This is a genomic window from Caproicibacter fermentans (assembly GCF_014303955.1).
In the GTDB taxonomy this organism is placed as follows: Bacteria; Bacillota; Clostridia; order Oscillospirales; family Acutalibacteraceae; genus Caproicibacter; species Caproicibacter fermentans.
The window spans coordinates 2520266-2539550 of sequence record NZ_CP060286.1 but is presented as its reverse complement, the minus strand read 5'-3'; the positions used below and the strand labels follow the sequence as shown (position 1 = coordinate 2539550).

22 protein-coding genes are annotated in these 19285 nt (G+C 59.5%); 5 read left to right on the top strand and 17 right to left on the bottom strand.

Going from position 1 to position 19285, the window contains the following annotated elements; all coding sequences use genetic code 11:
* Window positions 1-69: 69 nt before the first annotated feature.
* Together HCR03_RS12575 and HCR03_RS12570 are read right to left on the bottom strand one after the other, a co-directional pair.
* On the bottom strand, window positions 70-1752 hold the full coding sequence (locus tag HCR03_RS12575) for a phospho-sugar mutase (RefSeq protein WP_187034490.1): 1683 nt from the start codon (window positions 1750-1752) through the stop codon (window positions 70-72).
* Window positions 1753-1804: 52 nt separating this feature from the next.
* Window positions 1805-2269, bottom strand: coding sequence for a metallophosphoesterase family protein (locus tag HCR03_RS12570; RefSeq protein WP_066646974.1), 465 nt, complete (start codon window positions 2267-2269; stop codon window positions 1805-1807).
* A 79-nt stretch (window positions 2270-2348) separates the two neighbouring features.
* Between HCR03_RS12570 and HCR03_RS12565 the strand changes: the two genes are divergently transcribed.
* From HCR03_RS12565 to HCR03_RS12555, 3 genes are read left to right on the top strand one after another with little or no spacing between them, the layout of a single operon-like run.
* Window positions 2349-2519, top strand: coding sequence for a hypothetical protein (locus HCR03_RS12565; RefSeq protein ID WP_156991014.1), 171 nt, complete (start codon window positions 2349-2351; stop codon window positions 2517-2519).
* A complete protein-coding gene (locus HCR03_RS12560; protein WP_066646977.1) occupies window positions 2520-2888 on the top strand; it encodes a hypothetical protein in 369 nt (122 codons plus the stop codon). It abuts the gene before it with no gap.
* Window positions 2889-2896: 8 nt separating this feature from the next.
* Window positions 2897-3274, top strand: coding sequence for a hypothetical protein (locus HCR03_RS12555; RefSeq protein ID WP_066646981.1), 378 nt, complete (start codon window positions 2897-2899; stop codon window positions 3272-3274).
* A 72-nt stretch (window positions 3275-3346) separates the two neighbouring features.
* Here HCR03_RS12555 and HCR03_RS12550 read toward each other — a convergent pair whose 3' ends face one another.
* Genes HCR03_RS12550 through proB form a run of 3 tightly spaced genes read right to left on the bottom strand, consistent with a single transcriptional unit; the run spans window position 3347 to window position 6410 of the window.
* Window positions 3347-4300: a hypothetical protein gene (locus HCR03_RS12550; protein ID WP_187034488.1), complete on the bottom strand. Its 954-nt coding sequence runs from the start codon at window positions 4298-4300 to the stop codon at window positions 3347-3349.
* Window positions 4301-4317: 17 nt separating this feature from the next.
* Window positions 4318-5562, bottom strand: a complete 1245-nt coding sequence (locus tag HCR03_RS12545) for a glutamate-5-semialdehyde dehydrogenase (protein WP_187034486.1) — start codon at window positions 5560-5562, stop codon at window positions 4318-4320.
* 47 nt (window positions 5563-5609) lie between these two features.
* Window positions 5610-6410 carry a glutamate 5-kinase gene (proB, locus tag HCR03_RS12540; RefSeq protein WP_066646990.1) on the bottom strand — a complete coding sequence of 267 codons (801 nt, stop codon included), beginning with the start codon at window positions 6408-6410 and terminating at the stop codon, window positions 5610-5612.
* Between the two features lie 226 nt (window positions 6411-6636).
* On the opposite strand from proB, the gene HCR03_RS12535 reads away from it, so the two are divergent.
* Entirely contained in the window at window positions 6637-6951 is a 315-nt protein-coding gene (locus HCR03_RS12535) for a helix-turn-helix domain-containing protein (protein ID WP_066646992.1), read from the top strand.
* Window positions 6952-6995: 44 nt separating this feature from the next.
* On the opposite strand, the gene HCR03_RS12530 is transcribed toward HCR03_RS12535, so the two are convergent.
* The 12 genes from HCR03_RS12530 to HCR03_RS12475 form a co-directional block, all read right to left on the bottom strand.
* The gene (locus HCR03_RS12530; protein ID WP_083210154.1) at window positions 6996-9203 is read right to left on the bottom strand and encodes a polyribonucleotide nucleotidyltransferase; all 2208 of its coding nucleotides are present in this window, start codon (window positions 9201-9203) and stop codon (window positions 6996-6998) included.
* Between the two features lie 189 nt (window positions 9204-9392).
* Window positions 9393-9656, bottom strand: coding sequence for a 30S ribosomal protein S15 (gene rpsO / locus HCR03_RS12525; protein WP_066647119.1), 264 nt, complete (start codon window positions 9654-9656; stop codon window positions 9393-9395).
* A 147-nt stretch (window positions 9657-9803) separates the two neighbouring features.
* Entirely contained in the window at window positions 9804-10733 is a 930-nt protein-coding gene (gene ribF / locus HCR03_RS12520; protein ID WP_187034484.1) for a riboflavin biosynthesis protein RibF, read from the bottom strand.
* 31 nt (window positions 10734-10764) lie between these two features.
* A complete protein-coding gene (gene truB / locus HCR03_RS12515) occupies window positions 10765-11664 on the bottom strand; it encodes a tRNA pseudouridine(55) synthase TruB (protein WP_066647000.1) in 900 nt (299 codons plus the stop codon).
* A complete protein-coding gene (locus tag HCR03_RS12510; protein ID WP_187034482.1) occupies window positions 11661-12617 on the bottom strand; it encodes a DHH family phosphoesterase in 957 nt (318 codons plus the stop codon). Before HCR03_RS12510 ends, truB begins: the two co-directional genes overlap by 4 nt.
* Window positions 12604-12963 carry a 30S ribosome-binding factor RbfA gene (gene rbfA / locus HCR03_RS12505; RefSeq protein WP_187034480.1) on the bottom strand — a complete coding sequence of 120 codons (360 nt, stop codon included), beginning with the start codon at window positions 12961-12963 and terminating at the stop codon, window positions 12604-12606. Before rbfA ends, HCR03_RS12510 begins: the two co-directional genes overlap by 14 nt.
* Before the next feature lie 57 nt (window positions 12964-13020).
* Entirely contained in the window at window positions 13021-15603 is a 2583-nt protein-coding gene (gene infB / locus HCR03_RS12500) for a translation initiation factor IF-2 (protein ID WP_066647007.1), read from the bottom strand.
* 15 nt (window positions 15604-15618) lie between these two features.
* A complete protein-coding gene (locus tag HCR03_RS12495; protein WP_066647009.1) occupies window positions 15619-15924 on the bottom strand; it encodes a L7Ae/L30e/S12e/Gadd45 family ribosomal protein in 306 nt (101 codons plus the stop codon).
* Window positions 15917-16186, bottom strand: coding sequence for an RNase P modulator RnpM (rnpM, locus tag HCR03_RS12490; protein ID WP_187034478.1), 270 nt, complete (start codon window positions 16184-16186; stop codon window positions 15917-15919). The genes HCR03_RS12495 and rnpM overlap by 8 nt, the downstream gene beginning before the upstream one ends.
* Before the next feature lie 29 nt (window positions 16187-16215).
* Window positions 16216-17301, bottom strand: coding sequence for a transcription termination factor NusA (gene nusA / locus HCR03_RS12485; protein ID WP_066647013.1), 1086 nt, complete (start codon window positions 17299-17301; stop codon window positions 16216-16218).
* Complete coding sequence (locus tag HCR03_RS12480; RefSeq protein ID WP_066647015.1) at window positions 17298-17801, bottom strand: ribosome maturation factor RimP; 504 nt, start codon at window positions 17799-17801, stop codon at window positions 17298-17300. Before HCR03_RS12480 ends, nusA begins: the two co-directional genes overlap by 4 nt.
* Before the next feature lie 127 nt (window positions 17802-17928).
* A complete protein-coding gene (locus HCR03_RS12475) occupies window positions 17929-18465 on the bottom strand; it encodes a stage V sporulation T C-terminal domain-containing protein (protein ID WP_066647018.1) in 537 nt (178 codons plus the stop codon).
* A gap of 220 nt (window positions 18466-18685) precedes the next feature.
* Between HCR03_RS12475 and HCR03_RS12470 the strand changes: the two genes are divergently transcribed.
* Window positions 18686-19129 carry a hypothetical protein gene (locus HCR03_RS12470; RefSeq protein WP_156991010.1) on the top strand — a complete coding sequence of 148 codons (444 nt, stop codon included), beginning with the start codon at window positions 18686-18688 and terminating at the stop codon, window positions 19127-19129.
* The last annotated feature ends 156 nt before the right edge of the window (window positions 19130-19285 follow it).

The following is a 19285-nucleotide window of genomic DNA, read 5'->3' as shown; positions in this document are numbered from 1 at the left end:
GGGCTCTGTATATGCAATTTTAGTTTACCCTATAAATCCGTTTCTGTCAATTATTTCCTGACTGATTTTTTATTTCATCAGGGCCGGGACCGCGCCGCGCAATTTTTCAATCAACGCAAGGGATTCCTCTTTCGTTTTTCCCCGCGCGGAAAGGTACGCCTTGATTTTCGGCTCGGTCCCGCTGGGCCGGATGATGACCTTGCCCCCGTTTTCCAGCCGGTATTCCAGGACATTGGACTTCGGCAGGTCGATTTTCCCGCCGCCGCTCGTCACGGACGCCTCGTAGTCGCTCCAGCCGGATACTTTGCAGCCGGCGATTTCGGCGGGCGCTCTTTTTCGCAGGGTGTCCATGATCTTTCCCATTTGAATCATTCCGTCCTCGCCCTCAAAGCCGAAATTCATCAGCGCGTTTTCAAAGTAGCCGTAGGCTTGATACAGCTCCTCCATCGCGTCAACCAGCGTTTTGCCCCGCTTTTTGTAATACTGGGCCATTTGGCAGATCAGCATGCCCGCGTCGACCGCGTCCTTGTCGCGGACATAGCCGCCGGACAGGTAGCCGTAGCTTTCTTCAAACCCGAACAGGTAGCGGTCCGCGCCGCCGTCCTGTTCCAGAAGCGCAATCTGGTCGCCGATGTACTTAAAGCCCGTCAGAACGCGCCGCAGCTCAATTCCGTATTTTTTCGCAACGGGCGCCGCCATATCCGTGCTGACGATGGTCGTCACCGCGACGGGACGCTCCGGCATCGTCCCCTGATCCTTCCGGCTGCGCGCGATGAAGTCCAGCAGAAGGACGCCGACCTCGTTGCCGGACATCAGGACGAATTTTCCGTTCTGATTCACCGCGATTCCGCACCGGTCGCAGTCCGGGTCGGTTGCCAGCAGTAGGTCGGGCCGCACTTTCCCGCTCAGCTCCAGCCCTTTTTGCAGAGCCTCCCGGATTTCGGGATTCGGAAACGGGCAGGTGGTGAAGTTTCCGTCGGGGAACTCCTGTTCCGGAACAACCGTCACTTCTCCCACGCCGATCATTTTCAAAATACGCGTGACGCAGACGCGCCCGGTGCCGTTGAGCGGCGTGTAGACAACCTTCAGGCCGCCGCAGGGCTCCTGAAAGACGCGCTGCTTCATCACTTCGTCGAGGAACCGGTCGGTCACCTCGTCCGGAATCGGGCGGATCATGCCCTCGCTCTGCGCCTTGTCATAGTCCATGCGCTTTACGTCGCCGAACACGTCGAGCTTTTCGATTTCGGCAAGCACGTCGTCCGCCATTTTGAGGGCAATCTGGCAGCCGTCGTCGCCGTAAACCTTATATCCGTTGTATTTTGCGGGATTGTGGCTCGCCGTCACGCAGATGCCCGCGTCACAGTGAAGAGTGCGAACCGCCCACGAAAGAGTCGGGGTCGGGGAAAGCTGCGGATAGAGATGCGCGGTCACTCCGTTCGCGGCAAGCACGGCCGCGGCTTCCCGCGCGAACAGGTCGGATTTGATCCTGCTGTCATAGGCAATCGCCGCGCTGGGATGCTCCGAGTGCTTTTTCAGGTAATTCGCAAGCCCCTGCGTCGCCTTGCGCACCGTATAGATGTTCATGCGGTTGGTTCCCGCGCCGATCACCCCGCGCAGGCCTCCGGTGCCGAATTCCAGGTCGCGGTAAAACCGGTCGTTGATTTCTTCCGGCTTGTCGCGGATCGATTTCAGCTCCTCCGTCAGGTCCGGATCATCCAGCGCGTTTTTCAGCCATCTTTCATATTCACTCATATCCCTTGTTCCTTTCCGTTCTGATTCGGCATATTCTGTTACAGAGCAGCCGTCAGACCTTCAGAATATTGGTCACGATCCCCGCGGGGGTAATGTCCAGAATTCCATAGGTCCCCGCGCTGCCGCAGAGAGAGCCCGGGTTCATGATATACAGTCCGTCCCGGTACTCGGTCAGCGCCGTGTGCGTATGGCCGAACAGAAGAATATCCGCCTTTCGGCCGCGCGCCGCGGAAACAACATTGTAAATGCCGTACTTTACATTGTAAGTATAACCATGGGTATAGAAAATATTTTTTCCGCCAAGCGCGGTAAACCCTTCGTCGGGCAGCGTGCTGCCCCAGTCGCAGTTTCCGCGCACCATCAGAAACATCCGGTCGCGAAAGCTGTCCTTTGCGTCGGCGGCCTCCTCCTCTCCGTCCCCAAGGTGAATGACAACCTCCGCCCTTGGCTGCTTCAGAATCGCCGCCCGAAGGGAAAAGGAGTCCCTGTGGGTGTCGGATACAACCAGAATTCGCATGAAAAGACCTCCTGAACCGCCCTGCCGGGACGGGCATATATTAATCGGGCATCGCATAAAGATATTGCGGGGTGATGTTATGCAAAACAATTCGGGCAACAATCAGCTTTTGGAAACCCTGATGAGCAAGCTGGGTCCGCAGGACCAGGAACGGGTAAAATCTCTTCTGTCGGATAAAGAAGCCTGTGAAAAAATTCTGAGTTCCCGGGAGGCGCAGGACCTGATCCGCCAATTCAAGGGAGGAAAATAAATGGAAGACCTCTCCTCCATGCTGAATGACATTTTAAAGAACCCGGAAAGCATGGAGAAAATCAAGAATCTGGCGGGTATGCTGGGCGGGGGGACGGGGCCTCCGCCCTCTTCCCCGTCGGGCGGGGCACCGCTTCCCGCCGTGCAGGACAACCGGACGCCCGACGGCCTGGACCAGGATTCCATGCGGATGATCATGAAGCTTGCGCCCATGATCTCCAAATTCCGGCAGGAAGACGACAGCACGCGGCTTTTGCGGTCGCTGCGGCCCTTTTTAAACGAGGATAAAAGAAAGAAACTGGATGAGGCGATTCGGCTGATGCAGATTGTCCGAATGCTTCCTCTCATCCGGGGCAGCGGGCTTTTATGAGGTGAACCATGCCAGGAAACCGAAACGGAGATTCATATAGCTTTCAGAGCCTTCAGGAGGATGCCGTCCGCCGCGCAAGGGAAATGCAGGCAAGGGCGCACCTTTCGCCCTTCGAGGCCCCCGGTCCGGCCGGGAACCGCCCTTCCGAGCCGCAGCCGCGTCCTTATGAGGAACGGCCTTCCGCGGGCGAACAGGACCGTCCGGTTCCGCCGCCCTCCCAGCCGCCGCCCGGCCCCGAGGAGCCGGCGGATCACCTGGCCTCCGGTCTGCTGGACTCGCTTCTGAAAGACAACGAGCGCACGCTGATCTGGGTTCTTCTTCTGATTCTGCTGGAAGAAAAGGCGGATACGGCACTGATTTTCGCTCTGATGTATCTTGCAACATAACCGCTGCGCATCACTCCCCGGGCAGGGATCCCCGGGCCGACGGGCCTAAACGGGAAGCCCCGCCCGGTTTTTTCATGTCTCCGGCAGCGCCTTGACCGCGTAAATATACTGCTGCTGCGTCGTTGGGTCCGTCTTCAGGTCGTATTCCATGTGTTTTACGGGTTTCGGCGTCACATTGGAAGAGGCCGGGCCCGACGACTGCGCCCGGGTTTCGTCGCTGGGCGCGACGTACCCGACCCGAAGAAGCACCATGTCGTCCTTTTTCCTCGCCTCTTCGGTATATGGGGTATAAGTGCTGTCAAGCGAATACAGAGCCACATGGAACTGCGCGTTCTGGGAATCATATTCATAGAAGGTTTCTTCCGTGGGATTCTTCGGCTGCAGCTGGCAGTTTGGCCCGAACAGCTGGTGGCAGGCGTCCGCCACATCGCCGAGCGGGACAAGCGTTCTGCCCGCGTCGTCGTAATCGGTGTAGCCCGACGCGCTGTCGCTGGTCATGCACTGCCACAGGGAAGCGTTCAGCACGAAATCCGGGTCCGCCTCCTCCGGCGAGGAAAACGGCTGCGGGTCCTGCGCGACGGCTACCGTCAGGAACTGGTCGTACGCGCGCAGCTTGCTGTCGTCCGTCAAAGCGGAATGGATTTTGGTTCCGATCTCCGTCGCAAGAAATCCGACGCCGACCAGCGCCAGAATCAGAACCAGCGATCCGACAAAGATTCCGTAACGGTTGCGGCCGCTCCGTTTCGGCCTCGGTTTTTCCGGTGTCTGCGCGCCCATGCCGTCGTCCCATTTGGTCAGCAGCCGTTCGTCGTCGATGGTGTCGTTCTCCGGCAGAAAATCATCGATTTCCGTGTCGTTTTCCAGTCTGGCGCGCCGCGCGGGGGAGGGTTCCGGCACGGTGCCGTGCGCGGAAGGAGGCCGGCGGCTTTTCTTTGGCGGCGGAGCCTTTTTTTCTCCGCCCGCAAAGGATGAGCGGTAATCCGCGGAGTAGGATTCCGGACCTTGCTCTTTCTTATTTTTTTCCATGGGATTCCACCCTCTTTCTAACGAATCTGCCCGCTGCCGGTCACAATAAATTTATAGGAAGTCAGCTCAAAAGCGCCCATGGGGCCGCGGGCGTGCAGCTTCTGGGTGGAGATTCCGATCTCCGCCCCAAGCCCGAACTCGCCCCCGTCGGTAAACCGCGTGGAAGCGTTGACGTAAACCGCGGCCGCATCCACGGCTGCGGTAAACCGTCTGGCGTTTTCGTAGCTGTCGGTCACAATGGCCTCGCTGTGTCCGGTCGAATAGCGGGCGATATGGCGGATCGCCTCGTCCATACTGTCGACCACCCGAACGGCGAGGATGTAATCCAGATACTCGGCGGCCCAGTCGTCCTCCGTCGCGGGAACGACGCCGTCCCCCAGAATCGCCCTGGTTCGTTCGCACCCGCGCAGCTCCACATGCTTTTCGTCCAGCCTCTTTTGAATGGCCGGAAGCGCCCGCTGCGCAATATCCCGGTGAACCAGAATGGTTTCGATCGCGTTGCAGACGGAGGGCCGGGAGGTCTTGGCGTTGAAGATAATCTCCGCCGCCATGCCGACGTCCGCGGAATCGTCCACATACACATGGCAGTTCCCGGCGCCCGTCTGGATGACGGGGACGCGCGAGTTTTCCACGACCGACCGGATCAGCCCCTGCCCGCCGCGCGGAATCAGAACGTCGAGATACCCGGTGAGCCGCATCATTTCCGCCGCGGAGTCGCGGGAGGTGTCGCCCACCAGCTGAACACAGTCGGGGTCCAGGCCGCAGTCCTCCAGCGCGCCGCGCATTGCGCCGGCGATCGCCTGATTGGAGCGCAGGGCTTCTTTTCCGCCGCGGAGGATGACCGCGTTGCCGGCCTTCAGGCAAAGCGCCGCCGCGTCCGCCGTCACATTCGGGCGGGCTTCGTAAATCATGCCGATCACGCCGATCGGAACGCGCACCTTTTCGATTTTCAGCCCGTTCGGGCGAAGAAAGCCTGACACCACCTGCCCGACCGGGTCGGCCTGCGCCGCGACCGAGCGAATGCCGTCCGCCATGCTCCGGACCCGGTCCGGCGACAGGGCCAGCCGGTCCATCAGCGGCGCGCTCATCCCGTCCCGCTCCGCCTGATCAAGATCCAGCCGGTTGGCGGAAAGAATCTCCTGCTTGGAATCCTCCACAGCCCCGGCCATGGCGAAAAGCGCCTTTTGCCTCAGCTCCCCGGCGGCGGCAAGCTCGCGGGCGGCGGCTTTCGCCCTTCTTCCCATTTCCTGCAAAGCAGTCATTGTCTTCTCCTTCGCGCCTGACGGCGCTCTGTGATCTTTCCTTTATTCTAACCGTTTTTTCTTCCGAAAACTGTCCCAATTTGCGCTCCCTCAAACAGGTCGTACAGCTTTTCGGGGTAAGCGCCGCTCATAATGCAGCAGGGAATCCCCGCCTGATTGACGAAATCGGCGGCGTCCACCTTGGTGCGCATTCCGCCGGTTCCGCGCCTGGAACCCGCCCCGCCCGCCAAGGCGCGGATCTCGTCCGTCACCTGCGGCACAACCGGAATTCGGCTTGCGTTCGGATTTACCGACGGGTTGTCGTCATAAAGCCCGTCGATGTCGGTCAGAAGAATCAAAAGGTCCGCTCCGATCAGCCGGGCCACGATCGCCGACAGCGTGTCGTTGTCGCCGATCTGGTTTCCCACCAGCTCATCCACAACCACGGTATCGTTTTCATTGACCACCGGGATAATGTCCATCCCGATCAGTTCCTGAAATGTATTTTCTGTGTTTTTGCGCGTGTTTTCGCTCGCTATCACGTCGCCGGTCAAAAGGACCTGTGCGACCGTGCGGTTATACTCGCCGAAAAATTTATCATAGATGAACATCAGCTCGCACTGGCCGACCGCCGCCACCGCCTGCCGCTTTTCGGTTTCCCGCGGGCGTTCCCGCAGGCCGAGTTTGCCGACGCCGACGCCGATCGCGCCGCTGGTGACCAGCACCATTTCCCTTCCGGAGTTCTGCAGGTCGCTTAAAACCTTGCAGAGGCGCTCAATCCTGCGCAGATTCAGCTTTCCGTTTTCATAGGTCAGCGTGGAAGTCCCAACCTTAACGACGATCCGCTTTGCCTGTGTAACAGAGGACATGGCTCCGCTTTCCACTCCCTTCCTTTTCGCTCCGATTATATCATAATTTTGTACTGGATTGAACAGGTTTTACAAAAATGGCATTGCACAATATGGAACCCGCAATCAATCTAAAATATTTTTTATTACATTTAAGCAAAAATTCACTCTGTGGTTAATAGATACACTGAATTGTTCTCTTAAAGTGTACAATTATCGAGTAAACTCATGTCAAGGAGCTGATATTATGATTTTTGATTTTGGCTATCGTCTTCGCGAGCTGCGGGAAAGCAAAAATCTAACCCAAACTCAGGTGGCAAAGCGCCTGAATCTTTCCAAAACCACGATCAGTGGCTATGAAAATAACATTAAAACCCCATCCTTAGAAGTTCTGGTCAAACTATCCATCCTTTACGGTGCTTCCGCCGACTACATTCTCGGGCTGGAAAACCGAAAACTGATACAGATCGACGGGCTGACGATGAACCAGGAGGAAATTCTCAAAATCCTGCTGAAGGAATTCAAGAACCTGAATAAAAAAAGCATGACTGTCATGAAATAGTATAAAAAGCGCAGCCTTTGACTGCGCTTTTTATCCGTTTAATTTTATTGCCTTGGTTTTCCGTAATTCGGTTTCGAGCCGGAGTGGCCGCGGTCGTCGCGCCGCGGGGCCGGCCTGCGGAACGGGCGGGGCTCCGGATCATTTTCGGGAACCAGACCCTCCACCTCGATCAAAGCGTCGCGCCGGGAAAGATTCAGCCTTCCCTTTTCATCGATATTCAGCACCTTGACCATGACCGCGTCGCCGATATTGACGACGTCCGTCACCTTTTCCACCCGCTTGACATCCAGCTGGGAGATATGCACCAGACCTTCCTTGCCGGGCGCGATTTCTACAAACGCGCCGAAATCCATCAGCCGGGTTACCTTGCCGTTATAGATGGAGCCCGGCTCCGGGTCGTTCGCGATCGTATCAATAATGCTGATTGCCCGCTTGCAGTTGTCGAGGTCAATGCCGGACACATACACATGCCCGTCCTCCTCCACATCCACCTTGACGTCGCACTCCGCGCAGATCTTCTGGATCACCTTTCCGCCGGAGCCGATGACCTCGCGGATCTTTTCGAGCGGAATCGAAATGGAAAGCATCTTCGGCGCGTATTTGGAAAGCTCTTTGCGGGGTTCCGGAATCGCCTTGAGCATCACGTCGTCGATGATATAATCCCTGGCTTTATGCGTCTTATACAGCGCTTCCCTCACCATGTCCGGCGTCAGGCCGTTGATTTTCAAATCCATCTGGATCGCCGTGATGCCCGCGTGCGTTCCGGCGACCTTGAAGTCCATGTCGCCGAAGAAATCCTCAACGCCCTGAATGTCCACCATGGTCATCCAGCGGTCGCCCTCGGTAATCAGTCCGCAGGAAATGCCCGCGACCGGCGATTTGATCGGGACGCCCGCGTCCATCAGCGCCAGCGTGGAGCCGCAGATGGATGCCTGCGAGGTGGAGCCGTTGGACGAAAGGACCTCCGAAACAAGGCGCATGGTATACGGGAATTCGTCGACGGACGGAATCACCGGCAGCAGCGCGCGCTCGGCAAGGGCGCCGTGGCCGATCTCGCGCCGGCCCGGACCGCGGCTGGGCTTGGTTTCGCCGACGGAATAGGACGGCATGTTATACTGGTGGATATAACGCTTCGTTTCCTGTTCGTCGATGCTGTCGAACGTCTGCTCGTCGCTCATGGGGCCGAGCGTAGCGACGGTGAGCACCTGCGTCTGGCCGCGGGTAAACATGCCGGAGCCGTGAACGCGGGGCAGAAGGCCGACTTCCGCGGAAAGCGGGCGGATGTCGTCCATTTTACGGCCGTCGACGCGCTTTTGCTCGTCCAAAAGCCAGCGTCGCACCACATATTTCTGCGTCTTATACATGCACTCGTCGATCTTCGCCTGCTGGTCGGGGTAGATCGGGTCGAATCTTTCATGAACCTTTTCATAGACCGGCTGCAGCCGCTGGTCGCGGACGTTCTTGTCGTCGGTGTCGAGCGCGGCGCGGACGTCGTCGATCGCAAAGTCCTTGACCGCCTCGAGCATGTCCTCGTCCGGTTCGTTGCTGGGGTAGGAGAATTTCGGCTTGCCGATTTCCGCCTTGATGGAATTGATAAACTCGATGATCGCCTGGTTCGCCTTGTGCCCGGCCATAATCCCGTTGTACATCACGTCGTCCGGAATCTCCTCGGCGCCCGCCTCGATCATGGCAATGCGGTCGGCGGTCGAAGCGACCGTCACGGCCATCTTGGAACTCTTTCTCTGCTCGCTGTTCGGGTTGATGACGAACTCCCCGTCCACATACCCGACGGAAACGCCGGAAATCGGGCCGTTCCACGGGATGTCCGAAATGCTGAGGGCGATGGATGTGCCGACCATCGCGGCGATTTCCGGCTGGCAGTCATGGTCGACGCTCATCACGGTGCAGACGACCGAAACGTCGTTGCGCATGTCCTTCGGGAACAGCGGGCGGATCGGGCGGTCGATCACGCGGGAAGTCAGAATCGCCTTGTCGGTCGGGCGGCCTTCGCGCTTGATGTAAGAGCCCGGAATCCTGCCGACGGAATAGAGCTTCTCCTCAAAATCGACGGAAAGCGGGAAAAAGTCCACGCCGTCGCGGGGCTTTGCGGAAGCCGTGGCCGCCACATGAACCACCGTTTCGCCGTAGCGCACCAGGCACTCGCCGTTCGCAAGCTGTGCCATCTTGCCGGTTTCCACCACAAGCGGCCTGCCGGCAAAATCCGTTTTGTACACTTTGAATTTTTCAAACATGAATGAATTCTCCTCCGTTTCTGCTCCGGAGGGCAGGTACGGCTGATTTAGCAATAAAACCGGCGCCCCGCCGGCCTCGCCGGGCGTCCGTTTCACTGCTAAATTCCCGTGTTTGCCACTTTCCGGAGAAATCTCATAAATAGCCTAAAGGCAGGCGGTAACAAGAACCGCCTGCCCTGGATTTCTAAATTATTTGCGGATTCCCAATTTTTCAATGATGACACGATACCGGGTAATATCGCTCTTCATCAGGTAATTGAGCATATTTCTTCTCTGGCCGACCATTTTCAAAAGTCCGCGGCGGGAATGGTGATCCTTTTTGTGGGCCTTCAGATGCTCGGTCAGCGCGTTGATTCTGTTGGTGAGAATCGCAATCTGAACCTCCGGCGAGCCGGTGTCTCCCTCGTGCAGCGCATACTGCTTGATAATTTCGGTCTTTTCTTCTTTCAGCATTTCCTGTTCCACCTTTTTATAAATTTCCCGCATTCTCAGAACAGGGCCGGTGAAATCCCCGCACACGGGGCGTTTCCCCCTGATCCGGGAAAGGGGTTCCATGGTTTTTTATTATAACACAGCGTCACTTATTTGTAAATCAAAAAATCACTCCGCCGTATGCAGCGGTCTGCGGTAATACTCCCCCGCCCGTGCGCCGTCGCGCTTTATGGCGCGCCGCAGCTCCTCCAGCGTGGAAAACCGCTGTTCCGGGCGCAGAAAGCGGAGCAGCTCCACGCGAACGGAGCTTCCGTACAGTTCGCCGCCCCGGTACTCCGGCATCCAGGTTTCCGAAAGAGGCCGGTCGGAGCCGACCGTCGGCCTGACCCCCACGTTGGTTACGCCCAGATGGCTTTCCTCCCCGACCGAAACCCTAGAAGCGTAAACGCCGAACTTCGGCCGTACAAACCCCTCCGGCAGCTCCTGGTTCAAGGTCGGGGTTCCGAGCGAATGCCCCAGCCTTCTTCCGTGCCGCACGGGCATCCGGTAACCGAACGGGCGGCCCAGCAGCCGGGCTGCGTCGTCGACGCGCCCGCTTTCGATCAGCCCGCGGATCCGCGTGGAGCTGACGGGCGTTCCGTCCACCAGCACGGCCTGCGCGACCGACACGCCGACGCCGCGCTCCCCGCACAGGGAGGAAAGCGCCGCGCTGTCGGCCCTGCCGCCGCGCCCAAACGTAAAGTTAAACCCGCAGCAGGCTTTTTTTGCCTTCAGGCGGCCGACCAGAACCTGCTCCACGAATTCCTCCGCCGTCAGATCCTTGACCGTGTGGAATTCCAGAATATACAGCTGCTTTACGCCCATTTCCTTCAGCAGGGCGATTTTATCCTCCTGCGAAAGCAGCCGGCCCCCGGCGCCGCCGCCCAAATCCATCCGCGGATTTTCCGCGAAGGTAAGCACGGTCGGCAGCAGTCCTTCCGCCGCGCCGCCGCAGGCCAGGGAAACCACCTTCCGGTGCCCGATGTGCAGCCCGTCGAAATTCCCCAGCGCCACGGCGCTTTCCCCCCGGGAGGGTATCAGTGTTCTAAAAACATCCATGCTTATATTTCTCCAAAATGAAACTCTTTATTCAGCGCCGAAACAGGCGCAGCACGCGCAGCTGGCCGGCCGACGCCCGGCCCAGGCCGAGAAAGGCCCCGTCCGGCCCCTGCACGCGGAAAACGGCGTCCTCCGCCGGCAGTGCGCGCCGCAGCGCCGTTCTTTCGAGGTCCAGCGCCCCGCCGTTTTGAAAGCGGGCCGCCTGCGCCGGTGAAACGGAGACCGCCGGCATCCCTGAAAACAGCGACTCCACCGGCAAGAGCCTTTCGGCGAGCCGTCCGCCGGCCGCCAGTTCCTTTGCCCGGTCCAGCGTGACGCTGTCCGCCAGCGTAAAACCGGACGCGCGCGTCCGGCGGAGGGATGACATCACGCCGTATGTATGCAGCGCTTCCCCAAGATCCGCGCAGAGCGTGCGGATATAGGTTCCCTTGGAACAGGCGATTCGCAGCGTGCCGCTGCGCGACGGCTCGTCGTAGGACAGCAGCTCCAGTTCACGGATCGTGACCGGACGCGGCTCGCGCTCCACTTCGATTCCCTGCCTCGCAAGGTCGTAAAGGCGTTTTCCGCCGACGCTGATGGCCGAAACCATCGGCGGCACCTGCAGAATCTCGCCGCGGAACGCCCCGAGCGCCGCCTCCACCGCTTCGCGGGACGCGCCCCGGTCGCTTTCGGCGGTCGTTTTTCCGGTCGTGTCCTGCGTATCCGTCGCAATTCCCAGCCGGAAACCCGCCTCGTACTCCTTGTCGGTGTCGGGCAGCAGAGCGTTCGCGCGCGTCGCGCAGCCGAGCAGCAGGGGCAGCACGCCGGTCGCCATCGGGTCCAGCGTGCCCGTGTGCCCGATCTTTTTTTCATGCGTCAGCCCGCGCATCACCGCGACCGCGTCGAAAGAGGTAAAGCCGGCGGGCTTGTCCAGAATCAGGATTCCGTTCATAACCGCGGTTTCAGATACTCCCGCACCGCGCGGAGCATCTGTTCCTTCGCTTCTGCAAGCGGCAGATTCAGCGTGCAGCCGGCGGCTCCCTTATGCCCGCCGCCGCCGAACTTTTCACAGATTTCAGAGGCGTTGGCGGGGTCGTGCGCGCGCAGCGAAACCTTCCAGGCTCCGTCCTCTTTCTCGCGGAGGGTGACGCCGACGATTACGCCCTCAATCCCGCGCGGGATGGTCGCAAGGCCGTCGAGGTCGTCCTCCCTCGCGCCGGACTCGCGCACCATCTGGCGTGAAATGACGATGACCGCGACCCTGCCGCCGCAGTCGTACCCGATGGAATCGAGTACCCTGCGCTCCATGTCGAGCCTTGCGCGGCTTTTGGTGTCGAACATCTCGCGGTTGATCGTCGGCGCGTCGATGCCCGTTTCCACCAGATCGGCCGCAATACGGTAGGTGCGCGGCGTCACGTTGATATACTTAAAGCAGCCGGTGTCCGTCGTGATGCCGGTGTAAAGCGGCGCGGCGATATCCGGGGTAATCTCCGCCTTCAATTCCCGGAGAAGGTCGAAAATGATCTCGCAGGTCGCCGCCGCCTTCGGATTCAGGCAGGTCTCGGCGGCGTAAAGCGTGTTGGAGGGGTGATGGTCGATGCACAGGTCGATTTTTCCGCCCCATTCGGATTCGAGCGGTTCGCCCAGCAGCTTTTCGTCGGCGATATCCACCGCCGCGACAAGGTCCGGCTCAAACTCGTCGTCGGGCAAACCCCGGAACAAAAAGTCGTATTTCGGGCCGATTTGGTCGGAGCAGCGAATCGCCGCGCGCTTGCCCATCCGCCGCAGCCCGCGGCACAGGGCGCTGGCGCAGCCGAGGGTGTCGCCGTCCGGAAACTGATGGCTTAAAATCAGAACCCGCTCCGCCTTTTGCAGGCGGGCGGCCGCTTCCTCAACCCCGATCATGCTCGTCCTCCTTCAGGTCGTTCAGGATCCTTGAGATATTTGCGCTGTACTCGATGGAATCCGTGGGCTTAAAGAGTATTTCCGGAATCTTGCGCAGGGAAAGGCGGCTGCCAAGCTCATGCCGGATAAACCCGGCGGCGGATTTCAGGCCCACAACCGCTTTTTTTGCCTGGTCCATCCCCTCCATTGCGCTGATATAGACCGTGCAGTAGGACAGATCGTTCGTCACATCGACTCGGACGATGCTGATCAGCCCCTGAACCCGCGGATCCTTCAGCTCGCGTAAAATCGCGGTCAGCTCGCGTTTGATATCCTCCGTTACACGTCCCATTTTGTGTCCGGCCATAAATACGTCCCTCCCTGGTAAAAAACCCGCCGCTTGCACGGCGGGCCTCTGTTTCGCCTATTCTTTGTATTCTTCCATCTGGAAGGCTTCCAGAATGTCGCCTTCCTTGATATCGTTGTATTTTTCCAGCCCGATGCCGCAGTCGTAGCCCTCGGCGACTTCCTTCACATCATCCTTGAAGCGCTTGAGAGAAGCGATCTTGTCTTCGGTCAGGACAATCCCGTCGCGAACCACCCGGATCTGCGCGGTACGGAGGATCTTGCCGGTCGTGACGTGGCAGCCGGCGATGGTGCCGACGCTGCTGATGCGGTAGACCTGGCGGACCTCCGCCTTGCCGAGCGAGGCCTCGCGGAATTTCGGCGCGAGCATGCCCTTCATGGCGTCGCCGATCTCGTTGATGCAGTCGTAGATGACGCGGTAGAGCCTCAAATCCACGCCGTCGCGCTTCGCGTTTTCTTCCGCCACCGGATCGGGGCGGACGTTGAAGCCCACGATGATCGCGTTGGAGGCCGACGCCAGCATGACGTCCGACTCGTTGATGGCGCCGACGCCGCTGTGGATCACATTGACGCGGACTTCCTCGTTGGTCAGCTTTTCCAGCGACTGGCACACCGCTTCGACGGAACCCTGTACGTCCGCCTTGACGATCAGATGAAGCTCCTTCATATCGCCCTGCTGCATCTGGTCGAACAGGTTGTCGAGCGTCACCTTGGTGCGCGAGTTGAATTTTTCTTCCTTCTGTTCGCTGCGGCGCTGCTCGACCAGCTCCCTTGCGAGCCGTTCGTCGGAAACCGCGTTGAAGATGTCCCCGCCCGTCGGCACGTCGTCAAGGCCCGTGATCTCCACCGGGACGCTTGGTCCGGCGGACTCGATCGTCCGGCCGTTTTCATCCGTCATGGCGCGCACGCGGCCCACCGTGGTCCCCGCGACAAGGATGTCGCCCTGACGCAGGGTGCCGTTCTGGACCAGCATGGTCGCCACCGGGCCGCGGCCCTTGTCGAGCCTGGCTTCCACCACGGTTCCCCTTGCGGCGCGGTCGGGGTTGGCTTTCAGTTCCTTCATATCCGCGACCAGCAGGATCATTTCCAAAAGCTCTTTAATCCCGGTTTTCTGCACCGCGGAGACCGGCACGCACGGAATATCGCCGCCCCATTCCTCCGGAACCAGCTCGTATTTCGTCAGGCCTTCCATGACCGCCTGAGGATTCGCGCCCGGTTTATCCATTTTGTTGATCGCGACGATGATGGAAACGTTCGCGGCCTTCGCATGGTTGATGGCCTCCACCGTCTGCGGCATGATGCCGTCGTCCGCCGCGACGACCAGAACCGCGATGTCCGTCACCTGGGCGCCCCTTGCGCGCATGGTGGTGAACGCCTCGTGGCCCGGGGTGTCGAGGAACGTGACGTCGCGCCCGCCGACCTTGACCTGATAGGCGCCGATGTGCTGCGTGATGCCGCCGGCCTCCGTTTCCGTCACGCTGGTGTGGCGGATCGCGTCAAGCAGGGAGGTTTTGCCGTGGTCGACGTGGCCCATGACCACGACCACCGGGGCGCGCGTCACCAGATTGTCGTCTTTGTCCTCGCTGTCGTCGATGATCCGCTCCTCAATGGTGACAACGACTTCCTTCTGCACCTTGGCGTGGAATTCGATCGCCGCAAGCGACGCCGTGTCGAAGTCGATCACATCGTTGACCGCCGCGAACACGCCCATGCCCATCAGCTTCTTGATGACTTCCGCCGCTGTCGCTTTCAGGCGGGTGGCAAGCTCGCCGACCGTGATCTGCTCCGGAATCTGCACGGTGATCGGCTTTGCCTTGCGCTCCATCGCGATGCGGCGCAGACGTTCCGACTCGGTCTCCTTGCGGGAGTTGCGCGGCCTGCCGCGGTACTGTGAGCTGCGCTGCGTCAGTTTCTGCTTTTTCACCACGTTGTCGTTCGGCTTCACCTTTTCGGAGGCGAGCCGGTCGTACTTTTCGTTGTATTTATCCAGCTCCACATGGGTGGAATGCGTATCCACGATTCTGCCCGTGGGGCGCTGAATGGTATTTCCGCCGGTTTCCAGCCGGATGCTGTTTTGCTGGGGGCGGCGCTGCTGCTGCGGCCTCTGGCCCTGCTGCGGATGCGCGGCGCCGCGGTTCTGCCCGGCGTTCTGCTGCCGGTCGGGACGCTGCTGCTGGCCGGGACGCTGCTGACCGGGGCGCTGCTGTTGCTGCTGCGCGGGCCTTTGACCCTGGCGCTGGCGGTGATCGGAAGACGGCCCCCGGTTTTCGGGCCTTTTTCCGTCGTTTCTGCGGGGAGCGGATGAGGAGGAGGCGGGACGGGGCGCGGACGCCGGCGACGGCGACGGCGACGGGGACGCCGGCTTCGGCGCGCTCTGCGCCGGCTGCGTGCGAACCGCCACATCGGGCCGTTCCGGTTCCACAACCGGCTCGTGGCGGCCGGCCTGCGCGAAATAGGAGTCCAGGCTTTTCGTGTTGTTTTTCTGGGTAAAGGACTCAAACACGAGATCCAGTTCGTCCTCGGTCAAAGCCGTCATATGTTTTTTTGTTTCACCGGTGTATTCCTGCAAAGCGTCTATCACGTCCTTATTCGGGACGTCCAGGTCCTTTGCCACCTCGTGTACCCTGTATTTAATCATCATAGTATGAATTCCTCCTCAATCTTCCGCGTTCAGCGCGAGCAGCTTTTTTGCAAATCCCTTATCATTTACCGCGATGACCCCCGTTCGTTTTCCAATGGCGCAGCCGATTTCGTCCATGTTCTCACGCAGCGTCGCCGTTTCCACATTTCCCTTTGCCGCGGCCGCTAAAACCGTTCGCGCCGTGCGTGGGGACAGATCCGACGCAAACAGGATCAGCGGGCATCCGCCCTTGAGCGCCGTCTCCTGTACGGCGTCGCTGCCCAGGCAGAGCTTCCCGGCCCGTCTTGCAATTCCCAGCAAAGAAAGCAGCCTGTTATCCATCCCCTCTCAGTTCCTCCTCCAGACGGTCGTAAACCTCGTCGGGGATCCGGCACGAAAAGGCTTTTTCCAGCCGTCTTGCCTTTCGCGCCGCCTTCAGACAGTCAATGCTTTTGCAGACATAGGCGCCGCGCCCGGGCTTGCGGCCGGTCAGGTCCATCGAAATCTCCCCCTCGGGGGATTTCACCACCCGGACCAGTTCCTTTTTCGGTTTCATCTGCCCGCATCCCGCGCACATGCGCAGCGGGACTTTTCGTTTCTGCATTGCCCATCCGCCCCTTCGGCATCGTTCTTTTATTCTTCCGCGGGTTCTTCTTCCGCGGGCTCTTCCGCCGGTTCTTCATAGAACCCGCTTTGCGGCTTAATGTCGATTTTCCAGCCCGTCAGCCTTGCCGCCAGGCGGGCGTTCTGGCCCTTGTTCCCGATGGCGAGCGAAAGCTGGTCGTCCGGAACCGCGACGCGGCACGCGCGGGAGCCGTCCGCCGCCGGGACCACGTCCACGACGCTCGCCGGGGACAGCGCGGAAGCGATGAACTGCTTCGGGTCGTCGCTGTACTGGACGATGTCGATTTTTTCCCCGCCGAGCTCCGCCACAATGTGGTTGACGCGCATTCCCTTTGAGCCGATGCAGGAGCCGACCGCGTCGACATCCGGGTTGTGGCTGTAAACGGCAATCTTCGTGCGGGACCCGGCCTCGCGCGAAACGGCCTTGATCTCGACCGTGCCGTCGTAGATTTCCGGCACCTCCGCTTCAAACAGGCGTTTGACAAGGTCCGGGTGAATCCGGCTGATCATCGCGCGCGGGCCCTTCTCGGTTTCCTTAACGTCGGCAACGTACACCTTGATGCGGTCGCCTTCCCGCAGAACCTCGCCCGCGACCTGCTCCGACTTCGGCAGCACGGCCTCCGCCTTGCCGATGGTCAGGGTGGCGGCGCCGGTGCGCGGGTCGACCTGCTCCACCACGGCGCTGACCAGCTCCTGGTGCTTGCTTTCAAACTCCTGAAACATGCGGTCGCGCTCCCCGTCCCGGATGCCCTGGCGGATGATATTCCGCGCCGTCTGCGCGGCGATGCGCCCGAAATCCTTTGTGTCGAGCGGAACGGCGACCTTGTCGTCCAGTCCCGCCGTCGGGTCGATTCCCCTCGCCTTTTCCAGCGTAATTTCTTTTCCCTTATCCGTTATGTCCTCAACGACGGTCTTGCGCAGGTAAACCTCAAAATTGCCTTTGGCCTGGTCGACGTTTACCACGCAGTCCTCATTGCCGTAGCTGTTCTTGCAGGCGGTGACGATCGCCTTCTTGATGCGGTCCACCATAAAGTCGACCGAAATACCGCGCTCTTTTTCCAGCAGGTTCAGGGCGTCAAAAATCTCGCTGTTCATGTTTCCTCATACTCCTCCAATTCGTCCTCCTCCAGAAGCCGCACCCACGCGGCGTCCCGAAGGGGCAGACCGACCGTTTCCCCGGAATCGGCCGTTATTTTCAGCTCGCCGCCTTCATAACCGGCAAGCAGCCCCGTTAAATTCCTCGTCCCGTCCTGCAGGGGGCGGATCAGCCTGACCGCCACGCGGGACCCGAGGTACGCCGCGAAATGCTCGTCGCGCCGCAGTTCCCGGTTCATGCCGGGGGACGAAACCTCCAGGCAGTAGGATTCCCGGATCGGGTCCAGTTCATCCAGAGGGCCGTTCACCGCGCGGCTCATTGCCTCGCAGTCGTCGATGCCGACTCCGCCCGGCTTGTCGATGAAAATCCTCAGGTACCAGGCGCCGCCTTCCTTTTCATACCGCACATCCCAGACCGAAAGCCCCAGCTGCTGCGCGTAGGGCAGCGCCAGCTTTCGGACCGCGGCGGAAACGCCGCCCTCTTTCCCTTTTCCGGCCATCGTGCTTCACCCCCGCTATACAAACAAAAGAGCGGGTCGCCCCACTCTTTCATCCCATCTTTCATATTCCTTGGATATTTTAACACACAAAGAAAAAAATTGCAAGAGAATTCCGAAAATGATTGCGCTACTCCTCCATTTGCTTGCCGAGAAAAGCCGCCGCGACCTGCACCAGCTTCATCTTTGTCTCATCCGGCGCGGCCTGCGTTTCATCCTCCAGCAAAATCACGGCGCCCGTCACGTCGCTGGAAGCCAGAATCGGGCAGACAACGCTCGCCATGCGGTCGATTCCCTCGATGGGCTGCAGCTTTTCGCCGCTGGTGTTGATAAAGGTCCGGCGGGACTGCATGCACTCCTCCAGCTCCGGCGTAACCCTGCGCTCCAGGTATTCCTTGCGGGAAACCCCGGCGGCGGCCACAACATGGTCCCGGTCGCAAATCAACATAGGCAGGCCCGCCGTACGGTTCAGAACTTCCGCATACTGAAAGGCAAACGTGGAAAGCTCCCCGACGGGTGAATATTTTTTAAAAATGACTCCTCCCTGCGAATCCGTATAAATCTCAAGGGCGTCTCCCTCGCGGATGCGCAGCGTCCTGCGGATCTCCTTCGGTATGACAACGCGACCCAAGTCGTCGATTCTCCTGACTATTCCTGTGGCTTTCAATTTTTATTTACCTCCTATGCGGTGATTTACATCCCTATTATCCGCAGGAAAGGGCTGACTATGCAGGATTTAACAAGGTTGTTTCTGGAAATTGATAGCAGGAAACGGCGGGGCTCCGTTTTGGAAAACAGACTTGTAAACCGCCGAAAACCGGTCTATAATAACTTTATCTTTTTGATTTAAAAAAATCAGCCTGAACGGCTTTGATGGAGGTATCACCGTGAAAAAAACTGCCGGACTTCTTGCCGCCGTGATTTTATCGGCCGCCCTGATTCTTTCGGCCTGTTCCGCACGCACCCCGGTTTCGGCCGACGATTTTCAAAAGAAAGCCGAAGCCGCCGGTTATCAGGTAACGCAGGACACTTCCTACGGCTCCGACGCGAAATCGCTCCTCGCGTCCAAAAGCGGTTCCGACACGCAGTTTGCGTTTACCGTGTTTACGGATTCTTCCTCGGCGCAGCAGAAATACGCTTCGCTGAAAAAAAGCCTGACGGTGACCGGCGGGGAAAGCACGGTCGACGCGGACGCGTACAATAAATACACCGCGGAGAACGGAGAAATTTATTATACCATCATCCGCATGGACAATACCCTGCTCGACTGCAAGGGCACGATCGCAAAGAAAGACGAAGTCGACAGCTTCGTCAAAACGGTCAAATATTAAAGGGATGAAAGAGACAGACAGCGCGCTGAAACGGCGCGCTGTCTGTCTCCTTTTCACAAACACCGAAAACATCCGGGCCCCCGGGCGGATGGAGGGCGGTGGCACGCCCGAGCTCCCGCCCCGCCGGGTTCCGGCTGCCGCAAGGCACAAAAAAAC